Source organism: Devosia indica (assembly GCF_003056405.1).
In the GTDB taxonomy this organism is placed as follows: domain Bacteria; phylum Pseudomonadota; class Alphaproteobacteria; order Rhizobiales; family Devosiaceae; genus Devosia; species Devosia indica.
The window spans coordinates 275,333-299,366 of sequence record NZ_PYVZ01000003.1 but is presented as its reverse complement, the minus strand read 5'-3'; the positions used below and the strand labels follow the sequence as shown (position 1 = coordinate 299,366).

General features: G+C 61.2%; 23 protein-coding genes. 8 read left to right on the top strand and 15 right to left on the bottom strand.

All coding sequences use genetic code 11. The annotated features are described in order from the left end of the window. Positions 1 to 10: 10 nt before the first annotated feature. From DDE76_RS04785 to DDE76_RS04760, 6 genes are all read right to left on the bottom strand, one after another. A complete protein-coding gene (locus tag DDE76_RS04785; protein WP_104891691.1) occupies positions 11 to 784 on the bottom strand; it encodes a hydroxypyruvate isomerase family protein in 774 nt (257 codons plus the stop codon). Between the two features lie 21 nt (positions 785 to 805). Further along, positions 806 to 1,849, bottom strand: coding sequence for a zinc-dependent alcohol dehydrogenase (locus tag DDE76_RS04780; RefSeq protein ID WP_157955663.1), 1,044 nt, complete (start codon positions 1,847 to 1,849; stop codon positions 806 to 808). Positions 1,850 to 1,854: 5 nt separating this feature from the next. Continuing rightward, positions 1,855 to 2,685 carry a carbohydrate ABC transporter permease gene (locus DDE76_RS04775; RefSeq protein ID WP_104891689.1) on the bottom strand — a complete coding sequence of 277 codons (831 nt, stop codon included), beginning with the start codon at positions 2,683 to 2,685 and terminating at the stop codon, positions 1,855 to 1,857. Then, complete coding sequence (locus DDE76_RS04770) at positions 2,682 to 3,578, bottom strand: carbohydrate ABC transporter permease (RefSeq protein ID WP_104891688.1); 897 nt, start codon at positions 3,576 to 3,578, stop codon at positions 2,682 to 2,684. The genes DDE76_RS04775 and DDE76_RS04770 overlap by 4 nt, the downstream gene beginning before the upstream one ends. A 69-nt stretch (positions 3,579 to 3,647) precedes the next feature. Continuing rightward, positions 3,648 to 4,922 carry an ABC transporter substrate-binding protein gene (locus tag DDE76_RS04765; RefSeq protein ID WP_157955662.1) on the bottom strand — a complete coding sequence of 425 codons (1,275 nt, stop codon included), beginning with the start codon at positions 4,920 to 4,922 and terminating at the stop codon, positions 3,648 to 3,650. 121 nt (positions 4,923 to 5,043) lie between these two features. Further along, the gene (locus tag DDE76_RS04760; protein ID WP_104891686.1) at positions 5,044 to 6,096 is read right to left on the bottom strand and encodes a LacI family DNA-binding transcriptional regulator; all 1,053 of its coding nucleotides are present in this window, start codon (positions 6,094 to 6,096) and stop codon (positions 5,044 to 5,046) included. A 358-nt stretch (positions 6,097 to 6,454) separates the two neighbouring features. Here DDE76_RS04760 and ytfQ point away from each other — a divergent pair, with 358 nt between their 5' ends. From ytfQ to DDE76_RS04735, 5 genes are all read left to right on the top strand, one after another. Next, positions 6,455 to 7,426, top strand: coding sequence for a galactofuranose ABC transporter, galactofuranose-binding protein YtfQ (ytfQ, locus tag DDE76_RS04755; protein WP_281261854.1), 972 nt, complete (start codon positions 6,455 to 6,457; stop codon positions 7,424 to 7,426). A gap of 165 nt (positions 7,427 to 7,591) precedes the next feature. Then, positions 7,592 to 9,109 (top strand): sugar ABC transporter ATP-binding protein, encoded by a 1,518-nt coding sequence (locus tag DDE76_RS04750; RefSeq protein WP_104891685.1) that lies wholly within the window; start codon positions 7,592 to 7,594, stop codon positions 9,107 to 9,109. After that, positions 9,106 to 10,104 (top strand): ABC transporter permease, encoded by a 999-nt coding sequence (locus DDE76_RS04745; protein WP_104891684.1) that lies wholly within the window; start codon positions 9,106 to 9,108, stop codon positions 10,102 to 10,104. The genes DDE76_RS04750 and DDE76_RS04745 overlap by 4 nt, the downstream gene beginning before the upstream one ends. Continuing rightward, a complete protein-coding gene (gene yjfF / locus DDE76_RS04740) occupies positions 10,101 to 11,069 on the top strand; it encodes a galactofuranose ABC transporter, permease protein YjfF (protein WP_104891683.1) in 969 nt (322 codons plus the stop codon). The genes DDE76_RS04745 and yjfF overlap by 4 nt, the downstream gene beginning before the upstream one ends. Positions 11,070 to 11,134: 65 nt before the next feature. Next, positions 11,135 to 11,866 (top strand): FadR/GntR family transcriptional regulator, encoded by a 732-nt coding sequence (locus DDE76_RS04735; protein WP_104891682.1) that lies wholly within the window; start codon positions 11,135 to 11,137, stop codon positions 11,864 to 11,866. A 13-nt stretch (positions 11,867 to 11,879) separates the two neighbouring features. On the opposite strand, the gene DDE76_RS04730 is transcribed toward DDE76_RS04735, so the two are convergent. After that, on the bottom strand, positions 11,880 to 12,665 hold the full coding sequence (locus DDE76_RS04730; protein ID WP_104894719.1) for a DeoR/GlpR family DNA-binding transcription regulator: 786 nt from the start codon (positions 12,663 to 12,665) through the stop codon (positions 11,880 to 11,882). Positions 12,666 to 12,674: 9 nt separating this feature from the next. Continuing rightward, entirely contained in the window at positions 12,675 to 13,421 is a 747-nt protein-coding gene (locus DDE76_RS04725) for a glycerophosphodiester phosphodiesterase family protein (RefSeq protein WP_104891681.1), read from the bottom strand. A gap of 305 nt (positions 13,422 to 13,726) precedes the next feature. Between DDE76_RS04725 and DDE76_RS04720 the strand changes: the two genes are divergently transcribed. Both DDE76_RS04720 and DDE76_RS04715 read left to right on the top strand, forming a co-directional pair. Further along, entirely contained in the window at positions 13,727 to 16,027 is a 2,301-nt protein-coding gene (locus DDE76_RS04720; RefSeq protein ID WP_104891680.1) for an LPS-assembly protein LptD, read from the top strand. A 12-nt stretch (positions 16,028 to 16,039) separates the two neighbouring features. Further along, positions 16,040 to 16,534 (top strand): hypothetical protein, encoded by a 495-nt coding sequence (locus tag DDE76_RS04715; RefSeq protein WP_104891679.1) that lies wholly within the window; start codon positions 16,040 to 16,042, stop codon positions 16,532 to 16,534. Positions 16,535 to 16,650: 116 nt separating this feature from the next. Here the strand turns inward: DDE76_RS04715 and DDE76_RS04710 are convergent, their stop codons facing one another. From DDE76_RS04710 to DDE76_RS04680, 7 genes are all read right to left on the bottom strand, one after another. Next, a complete protein-coding gene (locus DDE76_RS04710) occupies positions 16,651 to 17,217 on the bottom strand; it encodes a GGDEF domain-containing protein (protein ID WP_157955661.1) in 567 nt (188 codons plus the stop codon). A 143-nt stretch (positions 17,218 to 17,360) separates the two neighbouring features. Then, positions 17,361 to 17,951, bottom strand: coding sequence for an NAD(P)H-dependent oxidoreductase (locus DDE76_RS04705; RefSeq protein WP_104891677.1), 591 nt, complete (start codon positions 17,949 to 17,951; stop codon positions 17,361 to 17,363). Continuing rightward, positions 17,951 to 19,357 carry an FAD-binding oxidoreductase gene (locus DDE76_RS04700; protein WP_425430616.1) on the bottom strand — a complete coding sequence of 469 codons (1,407 nt, stop codon included), beginning with the start codon at positions 19,355 to 19,357 and terminating at the stop codon, positions 17,951 to 17,953. Before DDE76_RS04700 ends, DDE76_RS04705 begins: the two co-directional genes overlap by 1 nt. Then, the gene (locus tag DDE76_RS04695) at positions 19,351 to 20,664 is read right to left on the bottom strand and encodes a cytosine deaminase (protein WP_104891675.1); all 1,314 of its coding nucleotides are present in this window, start codon (positions 20,662 to 20,664) and stop codon (positions 19,351 to 19,353) included. Before DDE76_RS04695 ends, DDE76_RS04700 begins: the two co-directional genes overlap by 7 nt. Positions 20,665 to 20,666: 2 nt before the next feature. Continuing rightward, positions 20,667 to 21,533, bottom strand: coding sequence for an ABC transporter permease (locus DDE76_RS04690; RefSeq protein ID WP_425430614.1), 867 nt, complete (start codon positions 21,531 to 21,533; stop codon positions 20,667 to 20,669). Next, entirely contained in the window at positions 21,530 to 22,294 is a 765-nt protein-coding gene (locus DDE76_RS04685; RefSeq protein ID WP_104894717.1) for an ABC transporter ATP-binding protein, read from the bottom strand. Before DDE76_RS04685 ends, DDE76_RS04690 begins: the two co-directional genes overlap by 4 nt. A gap of 133 nt (positions 22,295 to 22,427) precedes the next feature. Next, positions 22,428 to 23,426 (bottom strand): ABC transporter substrate-binding protein, encoded by a 999-nt coding sequence (locus DDE76_RS04680; RefSeq protein WP_104894716.1) that lies wholly within the window; start codon positions 23,424 to 23,426, stop codon positions 22,428 to 22,430. Between the two features lie 211 nt (positions 23,427 to 23,637). Between DDE76_RS04680 and DDE76_RS04675 the strand changes: the two genes are divergently transcribed. Next, on the top strand, positions 23,638 to 24,027 hold the full coding sequence (locus tag DDE76_RS04675; protein WP_104891674.1) for a RidA family protein: 390 nt from the start codon (positions 23,638 to 23,640) through the stop codon (positions 24,025 to 24,027). The last annotated feature ends 7 nt before the right edge of the window (positions 24,028 to 24,034 follow it).

The following is a 24,034-nucleotide window of genomic DNA, read 5'->3' as shown; positions in this document are numbered from 1 at the left end:
GGCCGGAGGCTCAGGCGGGCACGCTCAGGGCCGCACGGACGCGGTCAAGAGCCTCTGCCGTGCTGCCCTCCGGCTGGTATTCGAGCCCCACCGCGCCGGTATAGCCATTGGCGTAAAGCCAGGCCAGCCGTTCGCCGAGGTCGATTTCACCCAGGCCCGGATCGTTGCGGCCGGGATGGTCGGCAACATGGGCGTGGATGACACGTGACACACGCTGCTGCAGTACGTCTTCGATCCGCTCGCCCATCACATGGGAATGATAGAGGTCATAGACGATGCCGATCTCGGGGCGGCCGACTTCATCCACGATATTGAGCGCCTCGCGGGTCGAGGACAGGTAATAGCCCTTGTGGTCGATCAAGGTATTGAGCGGCTCGACCCCAAGCCGAACGCCGCTGCCTTCGAGCACGTCGGCCGCAGCCCTCAGGCAATCCACTAGGGCCTTGTGCTGTTCTTCCCGCGTATGGCCAGGCAGATCGTCACCCGCCTGTGCGATCAGCACCCTGGCGCCCAGGCGCTGCGCCGTCCGCACCGATGTGGCGAGTCCGGCAAGAAAAGCGGCATGATTGGCCGGATCGGTCAGGGCGATCATCGGCTCGGCAACGAAGCCGCTCAGCGTCATGCCGGTTTCCTGGAGTGCCGCCTCAATGGCGTCCAGATCCTTGTTGGACCACAACCAGAATTCGACTGCGTCCAGACCCGCCGACTTGGCGAGGCGGATACGGTCGGCAAAGTCGGCGCTGGCGTCGGCAAATAGCCATTCAATACAGGCGGATAATTTCATCTTGGACCATTTGGTTCGAGTTCAGCGATAATCGATCAGCACCTGCATGACCTCAGGCGAACCCTGGTCGAGCAGGCCATATCCACGTTCCGCTTCGGCCAGCGGTACACGGTGCGTGACGAAGCCCTTGAGATCTGTGCCAAGGGCAGACAGGTATTCGAGCGCGATGTTGCCGCGTCGTGTCACGGACCAGAGCGGCCCGAGAAAAGGGTTCACGGTGCCGACCTGCGAAGAGATGATGCGCGGCCGGTTGTGGTGAAATTCGCCCGACAGGCTGAGGCTTTCAAAGCTTCCGCCATACCAGGACATGGCCACCACGGTACCATTGAACCCGACCGTGCGAATGGCCTCGTTCAGCGCCGGGGCCGCGCCTGAGACCTCAATGACCGTGTCAGCGCCGCGCCCCTCGGTCAGGTCGCGCACCTGCTCTGCAACCTCCCCGGCGGCGGGGTCGATCACCGTGGTTGCGCCACCCGCGAGAGCCGCCTGCCGGCGCTGTTCGATGCCGTCAATGCCGATGATCTGCCGGGCGCCGTTGCGGACCAGCAATCGCGTCACCAATTGTCCGATCACGCCCAGCCCGCTGACCACCACATCGGCGCCAAGCACAATATTGGCATCGAGCAGGCCATTATAGGCGGTGTTCAGATTGGCGAAGAACACGCCGATCTCGGGGTCGTCTATTGCGTTGAGGGGCACTACGGCCTCGGCGTCAACCACGGCATATTGCCCATGCGGCACATAGGCAAAGACCATCTCGTTCATGCCGATCCGCGTGACTGTGTCGCCGAGCGCTGCGACACGACACACTGCTGCATAACCATATCGCGCCGGCCAGTGCCAGTCCGATCCATGGGCGTCGGAGAATAAGCGCGTTCGGGGGTCCATCGCCTGGCGCCATTGCGGCGCGAGCCCGCGAAACACATTGAGCTCTGTGCCGGCACTGATCCCGGACACCAGCAATTCAAGCAGCACCTGGCCGGGTCCGGGGCCATCGAGCGTCTCGGAGCGCACTTCGACGGCGCGCGGACCGGTGAAATAGAGCGATTGGGTCGTCAACGACACTTATGTCACCCTTTGATACCGCCAGCGGTCAGCCCGCCAACGAGTTGATTGCGGAACAGCAGGAACAGCACCACCGTCGGCGCGGCGATCACCACGCCCCCGGCCATCACCACACCCCAACTGAACGAGTAGGGGTCAAACAGGGTCTGCAGGGCCAGTGGCAGCGTCTTGACCTCAGCACTGGTGATCAGCGCCAGCGCCAGCAGAAACTCTCCCCAGGATAGGACAAATGCAAAAGTCCCTACGGCCACCACTGCCGGTCGGATCAGCGGCAACGTAATCCGCACCATGGCACCAAGTTGCGATGATCCGTCGATGACGGCGGCCTCTTCGAGCTCACGCGGCACGGCATCGATATAGCCCTTGAGCATCCAGACCGCGATGGGGAGTCCCAGCGCCAGGTGGGTGAAAGTTAGTGCCGTCAATGTATTGGCCAGGCCCAGCGAGCGGATGATCACCACAAGTGGCACCAGCACGGCGACCGCTGGCAGCATTTGCGTCGCCAGGATCAGAAAGCCGATGAAGTCGCGTCCCAAATAGGTGAAACGGCTGAGCGAATAGGCGGCGGGAACCGCGATGAGTACCGTGCAGACGGCCACGAGACTGCCCACAATCAGGCTGTTGCGCAGGGCAACAAGAAAGTCGCCGCGCGAAAAGATCTCCGCAAAATGATCGAAGGTGATCTGCATCGGGATCAGGCTGCGCGACATGATGTCGGCATCGGGGCGGATCGAGGCAATAAACACCCATATGATTGGTAGCAGCACCAGCCCCAGCAGCATGATGGTCAGGATGTCCAGGAGCGCATTGCGCAGGCGCTTGTTGCCGCGGTTCACGGGCGCCTCCCCAGTTTCAGGGTCAGGAAGGACGCTGCGGCCAGGATCACCAGCATGACCACGCTGATAGCAGCGGCATAGGCCGGCCTGAGGTCGGTAAAGACCGCCTTGAACATGGTGATGCCCAGAATGGTTGTGGCGTCCTGTGGACCGCCTCGCGCCATGATCCAGGGCAGGTCGAAGCTGTAAAAGGCCAGAATGCCCAGCACCAGACCAATGATCAGCATGGTGTTCTGGATCGAAGGCAGGGTGATGCTGGCAAAACGTTGCCAGGGGCCGGCCCCATCAATGGCTGCCGCCTCATAAAGCTCGTCCGGGATAGATTTGAGGGCTGCCAGAAGCGCCAGCACCATGAAGGGCATGCCTTTCCAGCCAGAGATGAAGGTTATGACAGCCAGAGCCAGGTTCGGGTCGTTGAGGATGGAGCTGTTGCCGGCAATGCCGAAGAACTGCAGCAGGGCGTGCAGTGCCCCCACCTCGCTGTCGAGCAGGAAGCGCCAGCCATAGCCCAGCACGATAAAGGGCATCACCCAGGGCAGCAGGATCAGCGCCGAGGCCAGGCGCGCAATGGTCGTGTCGCGGTTGAGCAGCAGGGCCAGGGGCAGGGCCAGAGCGATCTCGACGGCCACTGTGCCCAGTGTCCAGATCCAGGTGCGCCAGAAAGCACGCCATAAGGCGCCGTCGGTCAGCAGGGCCTCAAAATTGACAAGCCCACCCCACACCGGCTGCGGGTTGCGCAGCAGATACCAGTCCTGAAATGACAACCAGAGCGCGTAGAGCAGGGGGAGCACGGCGATGCCCAGGGCCACGAGTATGGCGGGGGCGACGAGCGCATAGGGCAGGGCTGCTTTACCAAACGCCCGGGGCACGTGCACTTGTGCGGATGTGGACATGGACCGGTCTTGACTGAAGGAAGAAAAAGCCCCGGACGGTGGGAGGTCGGCTCCGCCCGGGGAATGCTCTTAGCGCGCGAGGACTGTGTTGATGTCGGTGCACAGATCGCTTGCCGCCTGATCAACGTCCTTCTGGCCAAGAGCAACGGCCTGAACGGCTTTCTGGATCGTGTCGACTTCAAGTTGACCCATCTGCGCAATGGCCTCGCTCGGATATTGATAGGGTCGTGCATCCTGCAATTGTTCGACAAAGAGCGGATAGGGGAATTCCGTCCACGGCTCTCCTTGCGCCAGCGAAATACTGCCCGGAATAAAGCCACCGGCCACGGCCAGCTCCTTGAAGGCCTCGCCATGGGTGGCGAACATGATGAACTGTCCGGCCGCTTCCTTGGCCTCCGACGCATCCCACATTACCAGCGGCCAGCCGCCCAGGAACCCGGAGCGATTGGCGGGGCCCGCCGGCACCTTGGCAATATCGACTTGATCGAGCCATTCGGGCTGCTCTGTGACCAGATCGCGATAAAGGCTCGGATGCATGAGGATCATGCCATATCGGCCGTCGAGAAAGCCGCGCTGAAAAGTATTGCCATCCATGCTGGCCGCGTCGGGATGGGTCGAGCCGTCGAGCGCAATTCCCGTGTAAACTGAAAGGGCCTCTTTGAATTCAGGCGAGTTGAAGCCGCAAGTGCCGTCATCGGCCAGCATGCGGGCGCCATAACCGAGATAGGCACTCATGAAATTGTGGACGGTGAAATAGTCCAGGCTGGTGGACAGGCCAATGCCATAGGTGCCGTCCGGCGTTCCCTCAGTCAGGGTCTTGGCCGTGGCGCGCAGTTCCTCCCAGGTTTCGGGGGGTGAATTGGGATCCAGCCCGGCCTGTTCGAACAGGTCCTTGCGATAGTAAAGGGCGCGGGTTTCCACTGCGATGGGCGAGGCCCACCACTGGCCGCCCAGATTGTAGTAGCCCCTGTCTCCAGGCCAGATATCGGCGGCGACATCGGTACCATGTTCGGCGTCATAGGCTGCAAATGCGTCATCGAGCGGCGCCAATGCGCCGATGGCCTGGAACTGCGCCACCACGTTATTTCCCAGCATCGACACATCGGGGAGGCCCCCGGTCGTCAGTGCGGTGACAAGCCTTTGCTGCTGCTCGGACCAGGGTACGATCTCCATAACCACATCGATGCCTTCATGGCTGGCCTCAAAGGCCTCGATGATCCCTTCCCAGGCTGCAATGTCGTTGGGATTGGTAGAGAACTGCCAGAACGTCACCGTCTGCGCAAAAGCCGGCGCGCTGATTAATGTGGTGGCGAACGCTGTCGCCGCTAGCAATATGTGCCGCATGAATATCCTCCCTTTGAACTCGACCGTTGCGAGCCGCGCTATGTCCCGTATGACAGGTGTGTCATCGTTGACATAGCAGATTGCTAACATGTCGTTAATGGGTGTGTCAAACTGTCTCACCCTATGGTGCCGGGCCTGTCGAATTTCGGATCACCAAGCTTGTTTCGAGAACGATTTCATTGGGCACTTCACGGCCTTCGATCGCCGCCAGAGCCATGTCAAACCCATGTCGCCCCAAGGCGGTCATGGGCTGTGCAACAGTCGTTAGTTCGGGCGCCAGATAGGCCGCAATCGTGTCGTCGAACCCGACCACGGACACGTCCTGCGGCACGCGCTTGCCCATGCGGTAGAGCGATTGCAGGACCCCGGTGGCCAGAATATCGCATGTCGCAAAGATCGCCGTCGGTGGCTCGGGCAGGGCCATCAGCGCGTTGGTGTGCTGCTGGCCCTCGGTACCGGAAATCTCTGCGTCGAGATCGTAATAAGTTCCCAGCCGCACATGCTCAGGCATTGGTTGGAGGCCGTGGGCAGCCATGCCGTCGCGGTAGGCGGCAAGCCGGTCGTCTTCCACCGATCGTTGGCGGGCCAGATCGCGCGGATAAATCGCCGGATCCCCGCCGACAAAAGCGATGTGCCGGTGCCCCAGGCTCACCAGATGGTCCACCGCCGCGCGCGCGCCCACATAATTGTCGACCCGAACGGATCGGGCCGTTTCTGTCAGCGAGCGTTCGATCTCTATGGCAGGAATGCCGGATTCGACGAGTATCTCCACATTTTCCGGGCTGGCCGTCGTGCAGAACAGCACCGCATCCACCCGCTGTGCGATAAAGGTCTCGATACCATGGCGCTCATGGCTCGGGCTGCCGCCATGATTGAAGATCACCACGCGATACCCCGCCGCAATGGCGGCTGCCTCCACGGCATGGGCCACGCCCACAAACAGAGGATTGACGGTAATGGCCGTCAGCATCAACCCGATCGTATAAGTGTGCTGCGTGCGCAGGCCGCGCGCCACCACATTGGGACGATAATTGGTGGCCGCAACGGCGGCGAGCACTCTCTGGCGCGCATCGTCCGAAATATAGCCCTGCTGCTTGAGCACGCGATTGACCGTGGCCGTGGACACGCCAGCCAGCCGGGCGACTTCCAGTAGCGTTGCGGCTTTGCTGACCAATGAAATTCCCTGTCCTCGCCGAAGTCGTGCGCAATGGGGATGGCGCCTTCACACCTGTCGCGCACCGCCTGGCGCGCCTCGCTTGGATCTTCCCGATTTCCCCCCAAGTCGGGCCAAGAATGCAGCCAATGCGCGCACAATGGAACAGTGTTTTTGCTTTTTCGGAGCAGCGCCGCACAGGGACATCCCGACAACGCATTAGTCCCCGAATTCCTGGGATTTTGAACGTTCTGAAAAGGCGGGCGCGAGGGTCGATCGTACCACCAGAAATTTGATCTTTACATATAATAGTACTTTATATAGCGTCCCCATACCGCCTGAAGCGAATACGCCGGGCGGCATTTGGGAGGACTTCATTGTGAACATCATAACCAAGCTTGCCCTCGCGGCAGGCCTCGCTACCGCTTTGTCTTCGGGTGCCCTGGCGCAGGACATCTCCGGCAAGGTCATCGGCTTTTCGCAAATCGGTTCTGAATCCGGTTGGCGCGCCGCCGAGACATCCGTGACCCGCCAGCAGGCCGAAGAGCGCGGTGTCGACCTCAAATTTGCCGACGCACAGCAGAAGCAGGAAAACCAGATCAAGGCCATTCGCGGTTTCATCGCCCAGGGCGTTGACGCCATTCTGGTCGCACCCGTTGTTGCCACCGGTTGGGAAGACGTGCTGAGCGAAGCCAAGGAAGCCGAAATTCCGGTCGTGCTGCTTGATCGTGGCATCGACGCGCCGGAAGATCTTTATCTGACCTCGGTGGCTTCCGACCAGGTGCTTGAAGGCCGCGTGGCGGGCCAGTGGCTGGTCGATGAAGTGGCAGGCGAAGAGTGCAATGTCGTCGAGTTGCAGGGCACCGTGGGGTCGAGCCCGGCCATCAACCGCAAGCAGGGCTTCGAAGAGGCCATCGCCGATGCGTCCAACATCACCATCGCCCAGAGCCAGACCGGCGACTTCACCCGCTCCAAGGGCAAGGAGGTGATGGAAGCTTTCCTCAAATCGTCCAATGGCGGCGCCGATATCTGTGCGGTTTATGCCCATAATGACGATATGGCCGTGGGGGCCATCCAGGCCATCAAGGACGCTGGCCTTGCGCCGGGCGAAGATATTCTGGTCGTCTCAATCGACGCCGTGCCAGATATCTTCACCGCCATTGCCGCGGGCGAAGCCAATGCCACGGTCGAATTGACCCCCAACATGGCCGGTCCGGCCTTTGATGCCCTGGCCGCCTACTGGGCCGATGGCACCATGCCCGAGAAGTTCATCATCACCGAATCCAAGCTCTACACGGCTGCCGATGACCCGCAGGGCGAATATGAGCGCCGCAAGGACCTCGGCTACTAAATAGCGGGCCATGCGGCACTGCCGATAACCCGCTGAGCCTTCAGCATCCTCACCATCCGGCCCAATCTCGCGGGCCGGGTGGCCCAACATGGAAATGGCTTATCATGGCGGGCCATGACGCCATTGAAAGTTTAGTGCAGACTGCCCACAGGCAGGGGAGGGCACATGCCTGATGAGCAATACGCGCTCGAAGCGCGCGGCATCGTCAAGATTTTCGGCAATCACGTGGCGCTCGACGCGGTGGATTTCGGCCTGCGAGCCGGTGAGGTCCACGCGCTCCTGGGCGAAAACGGTGCCGGGAAGTCAACCCTGATCAAGATTCTCACTGGCGCCTACCAACCCGATGGCGGCCAGGTGCTGGCCGACGGCGCGCCGATCCATCTGGACAATCCGCAGCAGGCCCAGACCCACGGTATCGGCACCGTCTATCAGGAGGTCAATCTCCTGCCCAACCGCTCCGTTGCCGAAAATCTCTTCCTTGGCCATCAACCCACGCGTTTCGGTCTGGTTGATCGCCGGAAGATGGAACGGGAGTCCCGTGGCATCCTCAGGCGCTACGGCCTTGAGATCGACCCATCGAGTGAACTGGGCGCCTATTCGGTCGCGGTGCAGCAGATCGTCGCAATCGCCCGTGCCGTCGAACTCTCGGGCAAGGTGCTGATCCTGGACGAGCCTACGGCGAGCCTCGACCGCAACGAGGTGGAGCGCCTGTTCGAGATTATCCGCGACCTCAAGGCTCGGGGTTTGGCCGTCGTCTTCATCACCCACTTTCTGGATCAGGTCTTTGCCGTCGCCGACCGGGTGACCATCCTGCGTAATGGCAAGCTGATCGAGACCCGGGCGCTGGACGCAATGAGCCGCACCGACGTGGTGCGCCTGATGCTGGGCAAGGACGTTGCCTTCTCCGGTGCAACCGGCGTCGAGGATGCACGTCCCATGGGCGATGTCCTGCTCGATTACTCCCAATATGGCCGCAAGCGCAGCGTGCATCCGTTCAATCTCACCATTCACAAGGGCGAGGTGATTGGCGTCGCGGGCCTTCTCGGTTCCGGCCGCACGGAAATGGCCCGCATCATGTTTGGCGCCGATGCCGCCGATGAGGGTGAAGTCTCCATTGCCGGCACCAGGACCACCATCGCCCGCCCGACCGATGCCATCCGGCATGGCTTCGGCTTCTGCCCCGAAGACCGCAAGGCCGAAGGCATATTTGGTGATTTGTCAGTCCGCGAAAACATTATCATTGCGCTGCAGGGCAAGCTGGGCTGGTTCAGCGCGCTCAATCGCGACGAACAGATGGAGATTGCCGGTCGGTTTGGCGAATCCATGGATATTCGCGCCGCTTCCCTCGATATGCCGATCAAGCTGCTTTCGGGTGGTAACCAGCAAAAGGTTATCCTCTCGCGCTGGCTCGCCACCGACCCGGCCTTTCTCATTCTCGACGAGCCGACCCGCGGCATTGATGTCGGGGCCCATGCCGAGATTGTCCGCACCATCAATCGGCTGCGGGACGAAGGGCTGGCCCTCGTGGTCATCTCCTCCGAGCTCGATGAGGTTGTGGCATATTCCACCCGCATTGTGGTGATGCGGGACCGCGAAATGGTCGCCGAACTCAATGGCGAGAATATCAATCCCGGCGTCATCGTGCAGGCGATCGCCAATCACCGCGATGAGGAGCTCGCATGACGCGGCGTATTCTGTCTCGTCTCGCCAATCCGCAATTGCTGGCCTTGGTTGGCGTTTTGTTGATTAACTGGTTGCTGTTCCCCAATTTCTTCCGCATAACTTGGCAAGACGGGCGGCTCTTTGGCAGCTTGATCGATGTGCTTAACAGGGGCGCGCCGGTGGCCATTCTGGCCATTGGCATGGTGGGTGTCATCGCCACTAAGGGTGTCGATCTTTCGGTCGGCGCGGTGATGGCCATGGCGGGCGCGGTGGCTGCGACATTGGTGGTGGCCGGTTATCCAGCACCCGTCGCTGTTGCCGCCGCGCTCGCGGTTGGCCTCGCCTGTGGCCTCTGGAACGGTTTCCTCGTCGCTGTGCTCGACATTCAGCCCATTGTGGCAACCCTGGTGCTCATGGTGGCCGGGCGCGGTATTGCCCAGCTCATCACCGAAGGTTTCATCGTCACCTTCACCGACCCTGTGCTGATCTTTATTGGCACCGGCTCATTCCTCGGCTTTCCCATGGCGGCGGTCATAGCCCTGGCCCTTCTGGTGCTGGTGACGCTGTTGGTGCGCAAGACCGCCCTGGGTCTTTTTATCGAGGCCGTTGGTGTCAACCGGGCGGCCGCGAGCCTCGCGGGCATTCGCAGCCGCATGCTGCTGCTCTATGTCTATGGCCTGTCCGGCGTTTGCGCGGCAATTGCGGGCATCATTGTCGCCGGCGACATTCGCGGCGCCGATGCCAATAATGCCGGCCTCTGGCTTGAACTGGATGCCATTCTGGCCGTGGTCATTGGCGGGACTTCGCTCCTGGGAGGGCGTTTCTCCGTCCCCCTTGCGGTGCTGGGCGCCCTCATCATCCAGGCCATGAACACCGGTATTCTGGTCTCAGGCTTTCCGCCCGAATTCAATCTGATCGTCAAGGCTGCCTTGATCTTCCTTGTCCTCATCATCCAGTCGCCTTTGGCAAGCCGCATCATGCCAACGCGCATGCCTGTCCGGGAGACCAGCAAATGAGCCGCAGCCTTCGTCCGCTGGTCGCCACGGCCGTCATCTTCGCCATCGCCTATGCTCTGGCGGTCATGCAATTCCCGTCCATGTTCTCCACGCGCGTCTTGGGCAATTTCCTGACTGACAATGCCTTTCTCGGCATTACTGCGGTGGGCATGACCTTCGTCATCATCTCAGGTGGTATCGACCTGTCGGTCGGCGCGGTCATCGGCTTTACCGGCGTGCTGGTCGCGGTGTTGATCGCCTGGGCCGGCTGGCATCCGCTTGCCGCTTTTGCCCTGTCCCTTGCTGTCGCTGCCAGCTTTGGCGCCGGGATGGGCCTCGCGGTCCACTACCTGCAGGTACCGGCCTTCATTGTCACACTGGCAGGCATGTTCCTGGCCCGTGGCGGTGCCTCCGTCATCACGCAGGACTCCGTGCCGGTGAACCACGAGTTTTACGACTGGATATCCGATCTCATCATTCGCCTGCCGGGCGGAGGACGGTTGAGCTTCATCGGCTTGCTGATGGTCGCTGTCTTTATCGTCGGGGCCCTGGTCGCGCATCGGACACGCTTTGGCTCCTATGTCTATGCACTTGGCGGCAATCCGGTTTCGGCGTCTCTGATGGGCGTTCCGGTGGCCCGGACAACCATCGGTGTTTACATGGTGTCATCCACGCTGGCCGCCTTGGCGGGAATCGTCTTCTCCCTCTATACTTCAGCGGGCTACCCGTTGGCCGCCGTGGGCGTCGAGCTCGACGCGATCAGTGCGGTGGTGATCGGCGGGACCCTGTTGACCGGTGGCTATGGTTTTGTGCTTGGCACCTTTATCGGGGTTATGCTGTTGGGGCTGGTGCAGACCTACATCATTTTCGACGGATCCCTGTCGAGTTGGTGGACCAAGATTGTAATCGGGGCCTTGCTGTTCCTGTTCATCGTGTTGCAGCGGCTTATTTTTGCTGCCTCTGCGCAGGGAGAGAAAGCGTCCTGAATGTATGGCTGGCAGAGGGCGGGGCGGATTGATCGCCGCGCCGGGCGTGTTCGAAAGCTCTCCACATGATCGAGACCGGCGGGTTGATCCGCTCGCTTTCCGGACGCCGCGCCGCACGGAACTTCCATACCTTCGTCATCAACGAGATTGGCCATTCTATCGTCACGGGAGAATTCGCGATCGGCTCGGTGCTGGCCAGCGATGCGGTGATGATGGAAACCTATGGCGTCTCCCGCACGGTGCTGCGTGAGGCGCTCAAAACGCTCGAGGCCAAGGGGCTGGTCGAGGCCCGTCCCAAGGTGGGCACGCGGGTTTCACCACGCAGCCGCTGGAATTTCTTTGATCCGCAGGTGCTGGCCTGGCATTTCGATGCGCCAGCCGACCCGGAGTTTCACCAAAGCCTGTTCCGGTCCCGTGCCGCGCTGGAAGCACCCATGATCGCGCTGGCTGCCCGGCAGCGCACGTCCGAACAGGTACGCCTGCTCAAATATTGGTGCCACCAGATGGAAACAGCCGGTGAATCGATCGAGCAATTCGGGCTGTCTTGCCTGGAAGTCCATGGCGTCCTGGCAGAGACCAGCCGCGATCCGCTGCTGCGCTCGGTCATCGGCGTGGTCGAACTGACCCTCGCGCTGGCCCTGACGCGCGATGGCGCTCTGAGTGGCCCGGACTATCGTGCGGCCTCGGTAAGCCAGTTTCAGGCACTGATCGCCGCGATTGAACAGGGTGATGCAGATCAGGCCGCCATTCTGTTTGAAACGATCCGGGCATTGGATCGTGCCCAGGTGCTGGCCTGAAAAGGACTTACGCTTAGTCCGCATCCGGGCCGCAAAGCACCACATTGGTTCCGGCAGCCTGAAGAGCCGCAGATGCCATGCCATCATCTGGCAGTTGATCGGTATAAAAGCTGGTGATGCGGCTGAACGGCGCCACGCGCACGGAGGCGTCACGCGTCCATTTGCTCATATCGGCCGCCAGATACTGCACCCGCGAATTGGCAATCAGCGTGGTCGTGGTCTGGGCTTCGGCATAGCTGAAATCCAGAATGCCCTTTTCCGGGTCGAGCGCGCCGGCGCCGACGATGGCATGGGTGGCATAGAACTTCTCGAAGAACGCCAGCGAATCCGAACCCACCACGTCCCGGTCATTGTGCCGCAACAGCCCCGGCGTCATGTGCACTTCCACCTGTGGCGCATTGCACAGGGCCAGCGCCACATCGATATTGTTGGTGACGACGCGAAGATCGTCCCGGTTCCGCAGGGCTTCGGCTACGAACTGCACCGTGCTGCCAATACCCATGAACACGGTAGAGCCAGGCTCGATATCGGCGGCAATACGGCGCGCAATGCGTTGTTTGGCGCCGCTGTTGAGAGTCGCGCGGGCATTGATCGAGATGTTCCGCACGGTAACGGGCGCGTCCACGCCACCATGGAACCGCCGTGCATAGCCCATATCGCACAAGGCATTGATGTCGCGCCGCACGGTCTGGGTCGTGACCGCATAGCGTGCCGCCAACTGCTCGATATACTGGGCGCCATCCGCCGCAATCAGGGCCAGGATGTCGCGTTGCCGATCCGACAGCGTGTCTTGCCCCATCATCCCTATTTATCCCAGAAAGAGCTTGGGATTGTCGGTAATGACACCGGTGAGGCCCGCATCCCAGAATGACACCAACTGCATCGGATCATTGCAGGTCCAGGCCCTGACCTTGATACCGCGCTTGGTCGTTTCTTCGAGCATGCCGATCGATAGCGCCTTGAAGTGCATGTGAATGGTGCTTGCCGGGATGGCCGCGAGTTGCTCGGCCCAGTCCTCGGGCGGACGCCCCCAGAGCATGGCCATTTCCAGCTCGGGTTCGAGCGCATGCATGGCCTTGAGTGCTTCGGGGTCGAAGCTCGAGATCATGATCTCGGTGCCGCCCGAGCGTTTCGAGATGTCGGCCTGTACGGCTCCTACCAATTGATCGAGCGACTTGTGGTGCTTGTGCTGCTTGATTTCGACATTGGCGCTCAGACCCAGCTCGCCCAACGCGGCAATGGTCTCTGCCAGCGTCGGGATCCGTTCATCTTGATAGTCCTGGCTGAACCAGCTCCCCGCATCGAGCGCCGCAATCTCGCTCTGCGTGAGCGCGCCCAGCGACCCGCTGCCCGAGCTGGTGCGGTCAACGCTGTCATCGTGAATGACGATCAACTGCCCATCGGCGCTCAGCGCAACATCCAGTTCCACCCATTTCGCGCCGGCCTCTGCGGCAGCGCGAAAAGCAGCAATGGTGTTTTCCGGGGCTATGGCAGAGGCGCCGCGATGCGCCTGAACTTCGTGACGAGCGGGGCCGGGCAGGGGAGTAGGTGTCATGGACGGTGTCCTTGGTAATCTGAACACGCCCATAGGCTGATTTTACTACAGATTTGCGACAAATGGGCGGGTTTGCCGCCCCAACGTGCTCAAATGAACATGCCTGATGCTTGCGATGGATCATTGCGCAACGGTCACATTGCCCGGGAGTTTGCACATTCTTCATTGCCCGCCCCTAGATTGGTGGCTAGTTTGTCGTCCGCGGGCGTATCGGCTTGGGACGGCGTTGCGAGTTCTTAACGTTGGCGTAGTGCGGTCATGGCCACCCGAAGCTCAAAAGCATCGAACCTTAGGGGTGCTCATTGATGAGACCCGGTAAGGGCGCGATTCTGGGCTGGGCCTGTGCACTGGCCCTGCTGCCAGCCACAGCAAGTGCGCCTGCATTCGCGCAAGGTCTCCTGCCCGACGATTTTTTTGCTGCGCCAATCGACCCATCCGCTCCAACAGCCGTCGAGGCCGAGGAACTGGTCTTTGACTCAGTGCGCAATGAGATCACGGCTCGTGGGGACGTCGTGCTGCGCGTCAGCGGCTATACCCTCTCAGGCGACCGCCTGGTCTACCGCCGGGCCGACGCGGAAATGGAACTCATCGGCAATGTCGTGGTCATCGACCCGGCCGGCAACACCTCGCAGAGCGACCGCCTTGACCTGACCGAAGGCCTCAAGCGCGTTGTGCTGGAGAGCATGACCCTGACCGGGCGCGACGGCGCGCGTGTCACCGCGGACGATGCTGAGTTCGATCAGGTGCTCAATTCGATCCTCACCAATGCGCAATATGCCCCCTGTGGCGATTGCGTTGGGCCATCCGGCCAGCGCATCGGCTGGTCGATCAGCGCCGCCAGGATCGTCCAGAACGCCGAGGACAATTCTCTCACTTTGGAACAGCCGAGCCTGGCCTTGCTGGGTGTCCCCGTCGCCTGGCTGCCCTATCTCTGGCTGCCGGACCTGAGCAATGACGCGCTCGATACAATCCCAAAGCCCACTCTGGGCTACAGCGAAAAGACCGGGGTCAAGGCAGAGGTGCCCTTTACGGTCTATTCGACCCGAAACACCAATGTCATCTTGTCGCCGACCCTTCTGAGCCGCCAGGGCTTCCTGATGGGCGCTGAATGGATCCAGCGCTTTGATCGCGGCTCGTTCAGCATCAAGGCCTCGGGCCTTTACCAGTTCGACAAGACGGCCTTTACCTTTGCCGATGCCCAGACCGATTGGCGTGGTGCTATCCAGGCCGCGGGCGAGTTCAAGCCGGTGGAGGACTGGACGGTTGGTGCGGCCTATTCGCTGTTTACCGACAGCGCCTATTTTGCCGACTACATGCTCGATCCGCGCCGCTCGGCAGTCAATGAGGTCTACGCAACGCATTTGAGCGACGACACCTTTGTCGACGCCCGCATCCAACAGTTCAACATATTGGGCGAGAACCCGGATTCGGTGCGGGACCAGCAGGGTATTGCACTCCCCAATATCCGGGTCGAACGCAGTTTTGCTTTGCCGCCGGGTGCAGGCCGGGTGGACGTGGAAGCGCGCTTGCTCGGGATAACACGCAAGCTGGACTACACCACCACGGTCAATGGCATTCCCTACGACTATGGTTATGCCGGCAACCGCGTGCACGGCATGGCACAGGCGAGCTGGCAGAACCAGTGGATTGCTGGGGGTGCTGTGGTCACACCATTCCTGGGATTGCGGCTGGACGCGGCCGGCTATGATGGGGGCAGCGGCCTGGCGTCGGCGCCGGCCGCCCAAACGCTTCTGGGCGCAACGCCCGTTGCGGCGCTCGACATCCGTTACCCCATGGCTGCCTATGGCAATGGCGTGACCCATCTCGTCGAGCCGATTGGCCAGATCGTCTATCGCGGCGCCTCCAATACCGCGCCGGGGATCACCAATGAAGATTCACAGAGCCTGGTCTTCGATGACACGAACATCTTCAGCTACAATCGCTTTTCCGGTATCGATCGGCAGGAAACCGGGTTGCGCGTCAATCTTGGGGGGCGTTATCTCGCCAGCCTGATGGACGGCAGCTATCTTGAGCTGGTGGGCGGACAATCCTTCCAGCTAGCAGGCACAAACGCCTTTGCCTTGGGTAATCAGCAGCAGGTTGGCGTCGGCTCGGGTCTGGAAAATGCAGCGTCCTACGCTGTGGTCGGTGCCTATGGGGCCCTCGCAAATTCCTTCAAGGCCGGCGCCAAGCTGCACGTTGATACGACGAGCTTTGACATTGCGCGCGCAGGTCTGGGCGTGAGCTACGGGCAGGACGGTTGGTCTGGCGCGCTGAATTACCGCTACGCCAAGGCAACGCCGGCGACGGGGAACATCAAGGACATGCACGAGATCGGTGTCGAAGCGAGCGTTCCAGTTGCCGAATATTGGAGTGCTAGCGGCAACGCCTATTGGGATCTGGCCGCCAACAGTTTCCTGCAAGTCGGTGGTGGCCTGACCTATAATGACGGCTATCTCGTCGTGTCAGGCAATGTCACACGCACTGGGCCAACGCACAGCTCGCCCAATGATCTTCGCGCCACCGCCACCTTCCGCCTGCTTGCCCCGGCGGGCCTTGATGTCGGCTATTCCGGCGCCGTGCCAATCGGCAATCTGCTGCAATAGGGAAGGGGAGCCATGACATATCGCAGCTTCGGATCTGTCCTTGCCTATGCCGTGATGGCCATGACCCTGGCCGGATGCACCAGCTTTTCACCGGTCTATGGTGACGCGGCTTCCGGGCGGGACATGAGCGCCGTCCGGTTTCACTTCGCCTCGCCCGACACCCATCTCGAGCAGATCATCTTCAATCGCCTCAAGCTCGCCTTTCCGGGACCGGCATTGCCAGGCGATCCGACATTGGACATCGCTGCAAGCACCAGCACCCCGCAGGGCTCGATTTCGGATGCCTATGCCGTGGCGAGACCGGTCAACGTGCGGGTTGAGGCCAGCGTGACAATCGTGGATGGCGAAGAAACGATCTTCGAGGCCACTCGCTTCACCGATACAGCATACCAGGGCGGAAAGCTGACACCGACGGATATTGCCTCGGCCGCCGCGGCACGTGAAACGGCAGCAAAGAGCACAGCGGACGCCCTTAGAGCAGCGATATTGGCCGGTTATGGTCGCTAGACTGACCGGGTTGTCCAGTCGGCCCTGAACAGCACATTCCGTGCCAGGAAGATTCGTCGCAGCCGGTTCCGTGTCTCAGGCCAGACGCCAAGGAGACGCGAAAGCGCACACTCACTTCAGGAGATCAGAATGAATGGCTCGCTTTTGCCAGCATAGCCGAGATTGTCGAAGGCCGCCTTGATGATGTCGCTTTTTGGCTCATCCGCCGGATCGTAGGTCACGCCACCAACGGCGACACCCAGGCGGGAAATGCCTTCATTGGTCATGAAGATCGTGTCATCCACCGATTCCCGGATGCGCTTGGCAACTGTGTCCGCCACCTCCTGTGCCGCGCCGCGCAACAGAACGGCGAACCTGTAACCATAGAGATGGGTCACCAGATCATCGGCGCGAACCGCATGCCTGATCGATTGGGACAGCCAGGGCAATACGCTTTTGCGGCTTTCTTCGGCGAGGGATTCGATCTCGGCCGATCGCTCGTTCAGGTCAATGACCAGGAGAGCGCCCGCAGACTGGAGCCGCTCCGCTTCCAGTATCCTGGTGAATTTGGCCCAATGGATTGCTCCGGTAACTGGATCAAAATCCTCTGGATCAAGGGGAGGCATTTCAGGGGCAGACTTTGCACGTCGGTCCCAGTCGTCCACACCCTTGCCGGTGAACCAGTCCAACCACGACTTGGCCATCTGCATGTCCCTAAGTCCAACATCGCCTCCACAGTGCCGGCATAGTTCTCAATTCGGCCTAAGGAGAATGGCCGCAATTTTAGCTATGTGGCGGCCTGGCAAGACGATCTTCCTGTCTGAAACAAGAGGCGGGCTTCGCTGCTTCAGAACTGCCCCATCTCGGCCTGCACCTTCTCCAGAAACGCCACCCGCTGTTCCTGTGTGACATTGTTCATGTCATAGAGCGCCAGATATTTCGGCCTGGTCTGGAAGGTAACCCAGCCCCAGCGCATGGCGATGCGGCGCGGCGGGTCGCCCATCAGGAATGTGCGCCAACGGTCGCCGCCATAAGTGGTGACGAAGGCCGCCTTCTTGATATTGCCCAATCCCGGCTTGAGCCTGCCCCGATCATTGCCTCCTTCCATGGTGAAAGAGACACCGGGCAAGAAGATGCGGTCGAAATAGCCCTTGAGAATGGCCGGGTAGCCGTAGTTCCAGACCGGATGAACAAAAACCAGGGCGTCAGCCGCCTTCAGCCGTTCGACATAGGGCTTTGTCAAAGGGGTCAGGTTCTCGGGAATGTCGTGATAGCCCAGGCGCTCTTCACGGCTTAGGACGGCCGGGAAGTCCTCCTCATAGAGATTGAGCGGATCGACCACATGCCCGGCTTGTTGCAGGCTCTCGACGGTGGTGTTGAACAGGGCCCGGTTGAAACTCGTTTCAACCGGATGGGCGTGGATGACGTGGACCCGCATCAGGCACTCTGCCGGACTGTGTTGAGACCGTCGAACAGCCACACCTTGCCGGCATTGAAATCGAAGTCCGGATTCTCCCACGCGACCATCTTGCCTGGGTTGAGGATGCCCTTGGGGTCGGCCTCGCGCTTGAAGTCGAGCTGCTTCTGGTCAGTCCGCTTCATGCCGCCTTCCTCAAGCGTATAACGGTGCGGATTAAAGACATTGCAGCCATTGTCCTCATGGATGCGGATGATCTCTTCGAGCCGCTCTTCAGTTGTATAGCGAACCAGCGGCAGGCCGGCGAAGGTCACCTCCCCATCCTGGCGGGTGATTTCAATATGCATGGGCAGTTCGTCGCCCAGCAATTCGTAGATTTTCCGGACATGCTCGATGCTTGGATAGCGCGTCTGGAGATAGGTGATGCTGTTGTCGACCTTGAGTGCGCGCAGCGTCGTATGGTTCCAGGCCAGCTCATAGACCGGAGGCAGGCGACGCTTTTCTTCGTCACTCGCCTGGTCGGCCCGGTAGACCAGATCACCCTTGTGGTGGGCGACAAACAGCTCCATCGCGTCGACCGAAACTGGGGCCACCATCAAGAGGACAACCGACTGGCTGTCCTTGAGATAGGGCTTGTGCCGGTTGAAATAGGCCTCCGGGATCGGCGCTGCGCAGGGCGCGACCTCCTTGACCAGCAAACCATCCTGCAGCGCAACGGCCTGTGCAAAGGCGGCCGCATCCATGAACTCGTCGAACCCAACTATCATGTCGACCCAGTCATAAGCGGGTGCCAAGGGCATTTCGGCTTCCACGATTATGCCATTGGTGCCATAGGCATGGGCCACCTTGAGGATGTCCTCGCCCTTGAGATCGAGCTCGCGCGGCTCGGCCTCGCAGGTGACGATCTTGAGACCCAATATGCTGCCCAGATTGCGCAGCCCGCCCCAACGGACTGAGCCGACGCCACCTGAGCCCCCGGCAATGAAGCCGCCCAGCGAGGCCATGCGGTAGGTCGAGGGGTGAAAGCGCAATTCCCCGCCTACGGCCGCTTTTGTTTCATGGTCCATGGCCTCGAGCACGGCGCCAGCCTGGGCCCGCACGCGATCGGGCTTGATCTCGAGCACCTTGTCCATATTCATCAAATTGAGCATGGCGCCGCCGGACAGTGGCATGGCCTGGCCGTAATTGCCTGTGCCGGCCCCGCGCGGGGTGATGGCCACCCCGTGCTTGTAGGCGGCGCGAAGTGTGGTCTTGACCTCTTCAGTAGAGCGCGGCGAGACCACCACTTCGGCAGTGACATGGTCGAGCTTGGCCTTGAGGACCGGCGAATACCAATAGTGGTCGCGGCTACGCTGCTGCACGATGCGCGGATTGTCTTCCTGCGGGATATCACCCAGTTCGGCGCGGAATTCTGCAATGCTCATGATGGTCCCATCAGGTCGTCAAGTTCACGGTAGTCGGGCAGGGTGGTATCGATTGCCTTGCCAGCTCGGATCACGATGCGGTCGGCCTGCGGGCGTGACATCAGTTCAGTCCAGTTGCGGCCCTTGAACAGCACCAGATCCGCCGAAGCGCCGGCCTTGAGTTCGCCGGTGAAAGCAAATCGGGCGATAGCGGCCGGATCGGCCGAAACCGCGCGCGTCCAGGCCAAGGCGTCGGCCTGCGGATGATCGAAATGCAGGATCCGCGCGCCCTCGCGCAGCACCTCGAAGCCGTCCAGGTCGCCATAGGCATAGAAGGGGTCACGGGTGTTGTCCGAGGCAATTGCCACAGGGACGCCTGCGGCCTTCAACTCGTTCAGCAAGGTCACGCCGCGCCAGCGGGGCGTGCGCACGCCGGACGCATTGTCCCGGTCCTGCAGGTACATATTGCACATGGGCAGTGAGACCACCGCAATGCCGGCCCGGGCGACCTTATCGATCACGCGCCTTGCCGTGTCCGCGTCCTGCACCGCCAGCGAGCAGCAGTGCCCGGCAACAACCGAGCCGGAAAAGCCGGCTTCGATGACCGCATCGGCAAGGCATTCGAGTGCATTGGCCGCCGGGTCTGGAGACTCGTCTGTGTGCAGGTCGATATCGAGCCCGAGTTCGCCTGCAACCCCGACCAGGCGTCGCATGATTCTTGGGTTTTCCGGGTGCACAGCCGTCGATCCGCCCAGAATGCCGCCGGCGGCCTTGGTACGGGTCGCCACAGCACGGAGCGCAGAATCATCAAGTATGGTGTCGGGTCCCATCAGGCCCGCTGCCTGCAATTCGATCCGCCCGGCCCAGCGCTCGCGCATGGCCTCGAACACGTCCCAGCTTATTTCATGCTGGGGCGGCGCCATGTCGAGATGCGTGCGAATGGCAGCGGTGCCGTGGGCATAGGCGCAGCGCAATGAGAAATCCATGCGCCGCTCAACGTCGTCGGACGCCCAGTTCGCCTCGCGGTCTTCCAGCACAGCCCGCAAGGCCCCGATCCAGGTGCCGTCCGGGTTCTGCTTGCGTGGCCAGATGTGACCCTTGTCGAGATGCGTGTGCAGATCCAAAAAGGCGGGGAGGACGATGTCGTCGCGCAGGTCGACCCGCTGGGGCAAGGCGGCCGAACCAGCCGATCCAATGGTGGCAATGGCGCCATCGGCAATGGTGATATCCACGCTTTGCAGCGCGCCGGACTTCGGGTCGCCGATAAGCGCTTCAGGCACACTGGCATTGGCCAGCACATAATGGCCATTGGCGGGTATAGTGAGGGGCATCCTCAGTTCTCCCGCTTCATGGCGCTTTCGTGCCAGCGATGCAGCAATAGCCAGGCGATCAGCGAGGTCGCCGCAAAGATCGCCACGCCGGTGACCATCAACAGGATCAGCGCCGCATAAAGGCGCGGATAGTTGAGCCGATACCCTGACTCAAGCAGGCGGAAGGCGAGGCCCGCACCCTTGCCTGCCGAACCGGCCGCAAACTCGGCCACCACGGCCGCGATCAGTGACAGCCCACCGCCAATGCGCAGGCCCGCCGCGAAGTAGGGCAGGGAGGCCGGCAACTTGAGATAGAGCAGGGTCTGCCAGCGATTGGCGCCATAAAGCTCGAAGAGATTGAGCAGATTGTGGTCGACGCTCTTGAGTCCCGCCACCATGTTGGAGAGGATCGGGAAAAAGGCGACGACAAAGGCGCAGGTCAGCAAAGCCGATTGCGTGTCGGGCATGTAAATGATGAGCAGCGGCGCGATGGCGATCATCGGCGTCACCTGCAGGATAACGGCGAAGGGGAAGATCGCCAGTTCAATCCACTTGCTCTGAACCAGAATAATGGCAAGCCCGACGCCTCCGACCAGCGCGATGCCGAGTGCCAGGAAGGTGATGCGCAGCGTCACCAGAAGTGACGGGGAGAGCGTGCCCCAGTCGGTATAGAGCGCGGCGATCACATCGCCCGGCGCCGGCATGATATAGCGCGGCACCTCGTTGACCGTGATGTGCAACTGCCACAGCCCGATGGCCAGGGCCACCATGATGAACGGAATGACGATGCGCAGGATTTTTTCGACCGTACCGGTGCGCGCCACTGCGATGGCGACGGCGCTGTCAGTGCCGGCTTCGGACATATTCGAGGTCTGGACGGCGTCGGTCATTGTCCCTGCGCTCCCAGCATAATGGCTTCCTGAAGGGCGCGGGACACCCGGTCGGTGGTCGCGCGATATTCCTCTGAGGTGCGATAGTTGGCGTCGCGCTCGCCCGTGGTCTCAATGGCGAGGTCGGCGCAGACCTGGCCCGGCCGGGCGCGCATGACGACGATCCGGTTGGAAAGGAAGGCGCTTTCGAACACCGAATGGGTCACGAAGATCACCGTGATGCCGGTCTCGCGCCAAAGACGAAGGACGTCGTCATTGAGCTTTTGCCGGGTGATTTCGTCCAGCGCAGCGAAGGGCTCATCCATCAGTAGCAGGCGCGGCTTGGTGACCAATGCCCTTGCAATGGATACGCGCATCTTCATGCCGCCCGACAGCTCGCGCGGATAGGATTTCTCGAAATCGGACAGGCCAACCGAGGCTAGGGCTTCCATGATGCGGGGCCGGGCGCCCGACTTGCTCATGCCATTCAGGCGCAGTGGCAGATAGACATTGTCAAACACGCTCGCCCAGGGCATCAGCGTCGGCTCCTGGAAGACGAAGCCGACATCGCCCTCGGGCAGACCCTTGGCGTTGATGCGCGAACTGGGCCAGTCGATAGAGCCCGATGAGGCAGCACCCAGCCCGGCGATGATGCGCAAGGCGGTGGACTTGCCACAGCCCGACGGGCCGAGAAGGCTGAGGAACTCTCCGCGCCGCACGTCGAGGCTCATGTCCTTGAGGGCCAGCGTGCCGTTGGAGAATAGCTTGCTCACATTGCGCATCGACACAACGGTGCGCTCGGGAGCGGTTTCGGCCGTGTTGGGGGCCGCTTCGAGAATATCAGTCAAAATACAAAACCCGGTCTAGGGTCAAAGCGGCGCGGGCAGGATTGCCCGCACCGGTCGTGGGCGTTGGTTACATCAGGTCCATGCCGAGGCCCTGACAGACAAATTCGGTGGTGTAGGCCGTGGTGATGTCGAGGCCAGCCTCATAGACACCCACTTCCACCATCTTGTCGTAGAACTCAGCCCAGCGCGCGTCGGTCATGCAGCCAATGCCCTGGGTCTCGGCATCACCGGAAACAACGATACCGTACTCCTTCATCTTAGCGATGCCATAGGCAATCTGGTCGTCGGTCATTTCCGGATTGTCGGCCTTGATCAGCTCATTGGCCGCGGCGTTGTCGCCGTAAAGGTAGTTGTACCAGCCAATGATCGAGGCCTCGACAAAGCGCTTGGCAATGTCGGGGTTCTCGTCCACCCAGGGCTTCATCGCCTCAATCGTGGTGGAGTAGGGGGTGTAGCCCTGGTCGGCCAGCAGCCAGACATCGGGCGCAAAGCCGGCCTCGCGCTCAATGGAGAGCGGTTCGGAGGTCAGATAGCCTTGCTGGATCGCCATGTCGTCGGCGAGGAAGGAGGCCGGGTTAAACTGATAGGGCTCGTATTTTTCTTCGACAAATTCGGGCCATTCGGTCTTCATCCAGGAGAAGTACGAGGTGAAGCCGTCCGCACCCAGGATGTATTTCGAGGCCCCGGCCAACGCCGGGAAACTCTCGAACTTGCCCGGATGCGACATCAGGATCTGCGGATCCTTCTGGAAGATCGCCGCCAGCGTAATTGTGGGGATCTCTTCCTTTACGGCGTTGATCGCGCCCGATGCGCCGCCCATGTAGAACTGCACCCCACCGCTCACAAGCATCGGCCGGCCTGGTGACTGTGGCCCGCCCTGCATGACCGTCACGTCGAGTCCGTATTCCTCATAGGTCCCATCGGCGATGGCCTGGTAGTAGCCACCATGTTCGGCCTGGGCGAGCCAGTTGGTTGCGAAGATGACGGCGTCGAGTTCCTGCGCCGCCGCCGGGCTGCTGGCCAGCGCCAGCGCGGCCAGAAGAATGGTCTTGGTCGAAATCTGCATCATGCGCTCCCTGTGCCGCGATCCCTCGCCGCGGCTTGTTGCTCTGACGGCTGGGGCCGCCCTTGTTGTACCTTTCGACATGCAACCGCATCTGTGAAGCTAAAAAATAGGCAAAATGAAAGAATGCCTGCCATGCATGCAGTGGGTGGCTGTTGGGCTGGCCAGGGGGCGCGTCCATCTCTAGCATTCGCATCAAAATTGATGAGTGTGCATGTTCACCCCCCTTACCCCGACGACCATCCATCCGCCCTTCGCCCCGTATAGCCACGGCGTAGTTGTGCCCGAGGGGCAAAAGCTCGTATTCTGCTCGGGGCAGCTAGGCATTGACGCCGTCGGAACGATCCCATCGGACTGTACGGGGCAGACAAGGCTCTGCTTCGACAACATCGCCGCTATTCTCGCCGAGGCGGGGTTGAAGCTGGCCGATATCGTGCGGATCAACGCCTACGTCACGGGCCGCGAGCACCTGGCGGACTATATGGCGGTGCGCAATGCGCTGTTCGCCGAACCCTATCCGGCCTCGACCCTGATGATCGTTTCTGGCTTTGCCCGGCCCGATTTCGTGGTCGAGATTGAAGCCATCGCTGCCGGCCCCGCCTGAGGAAAAA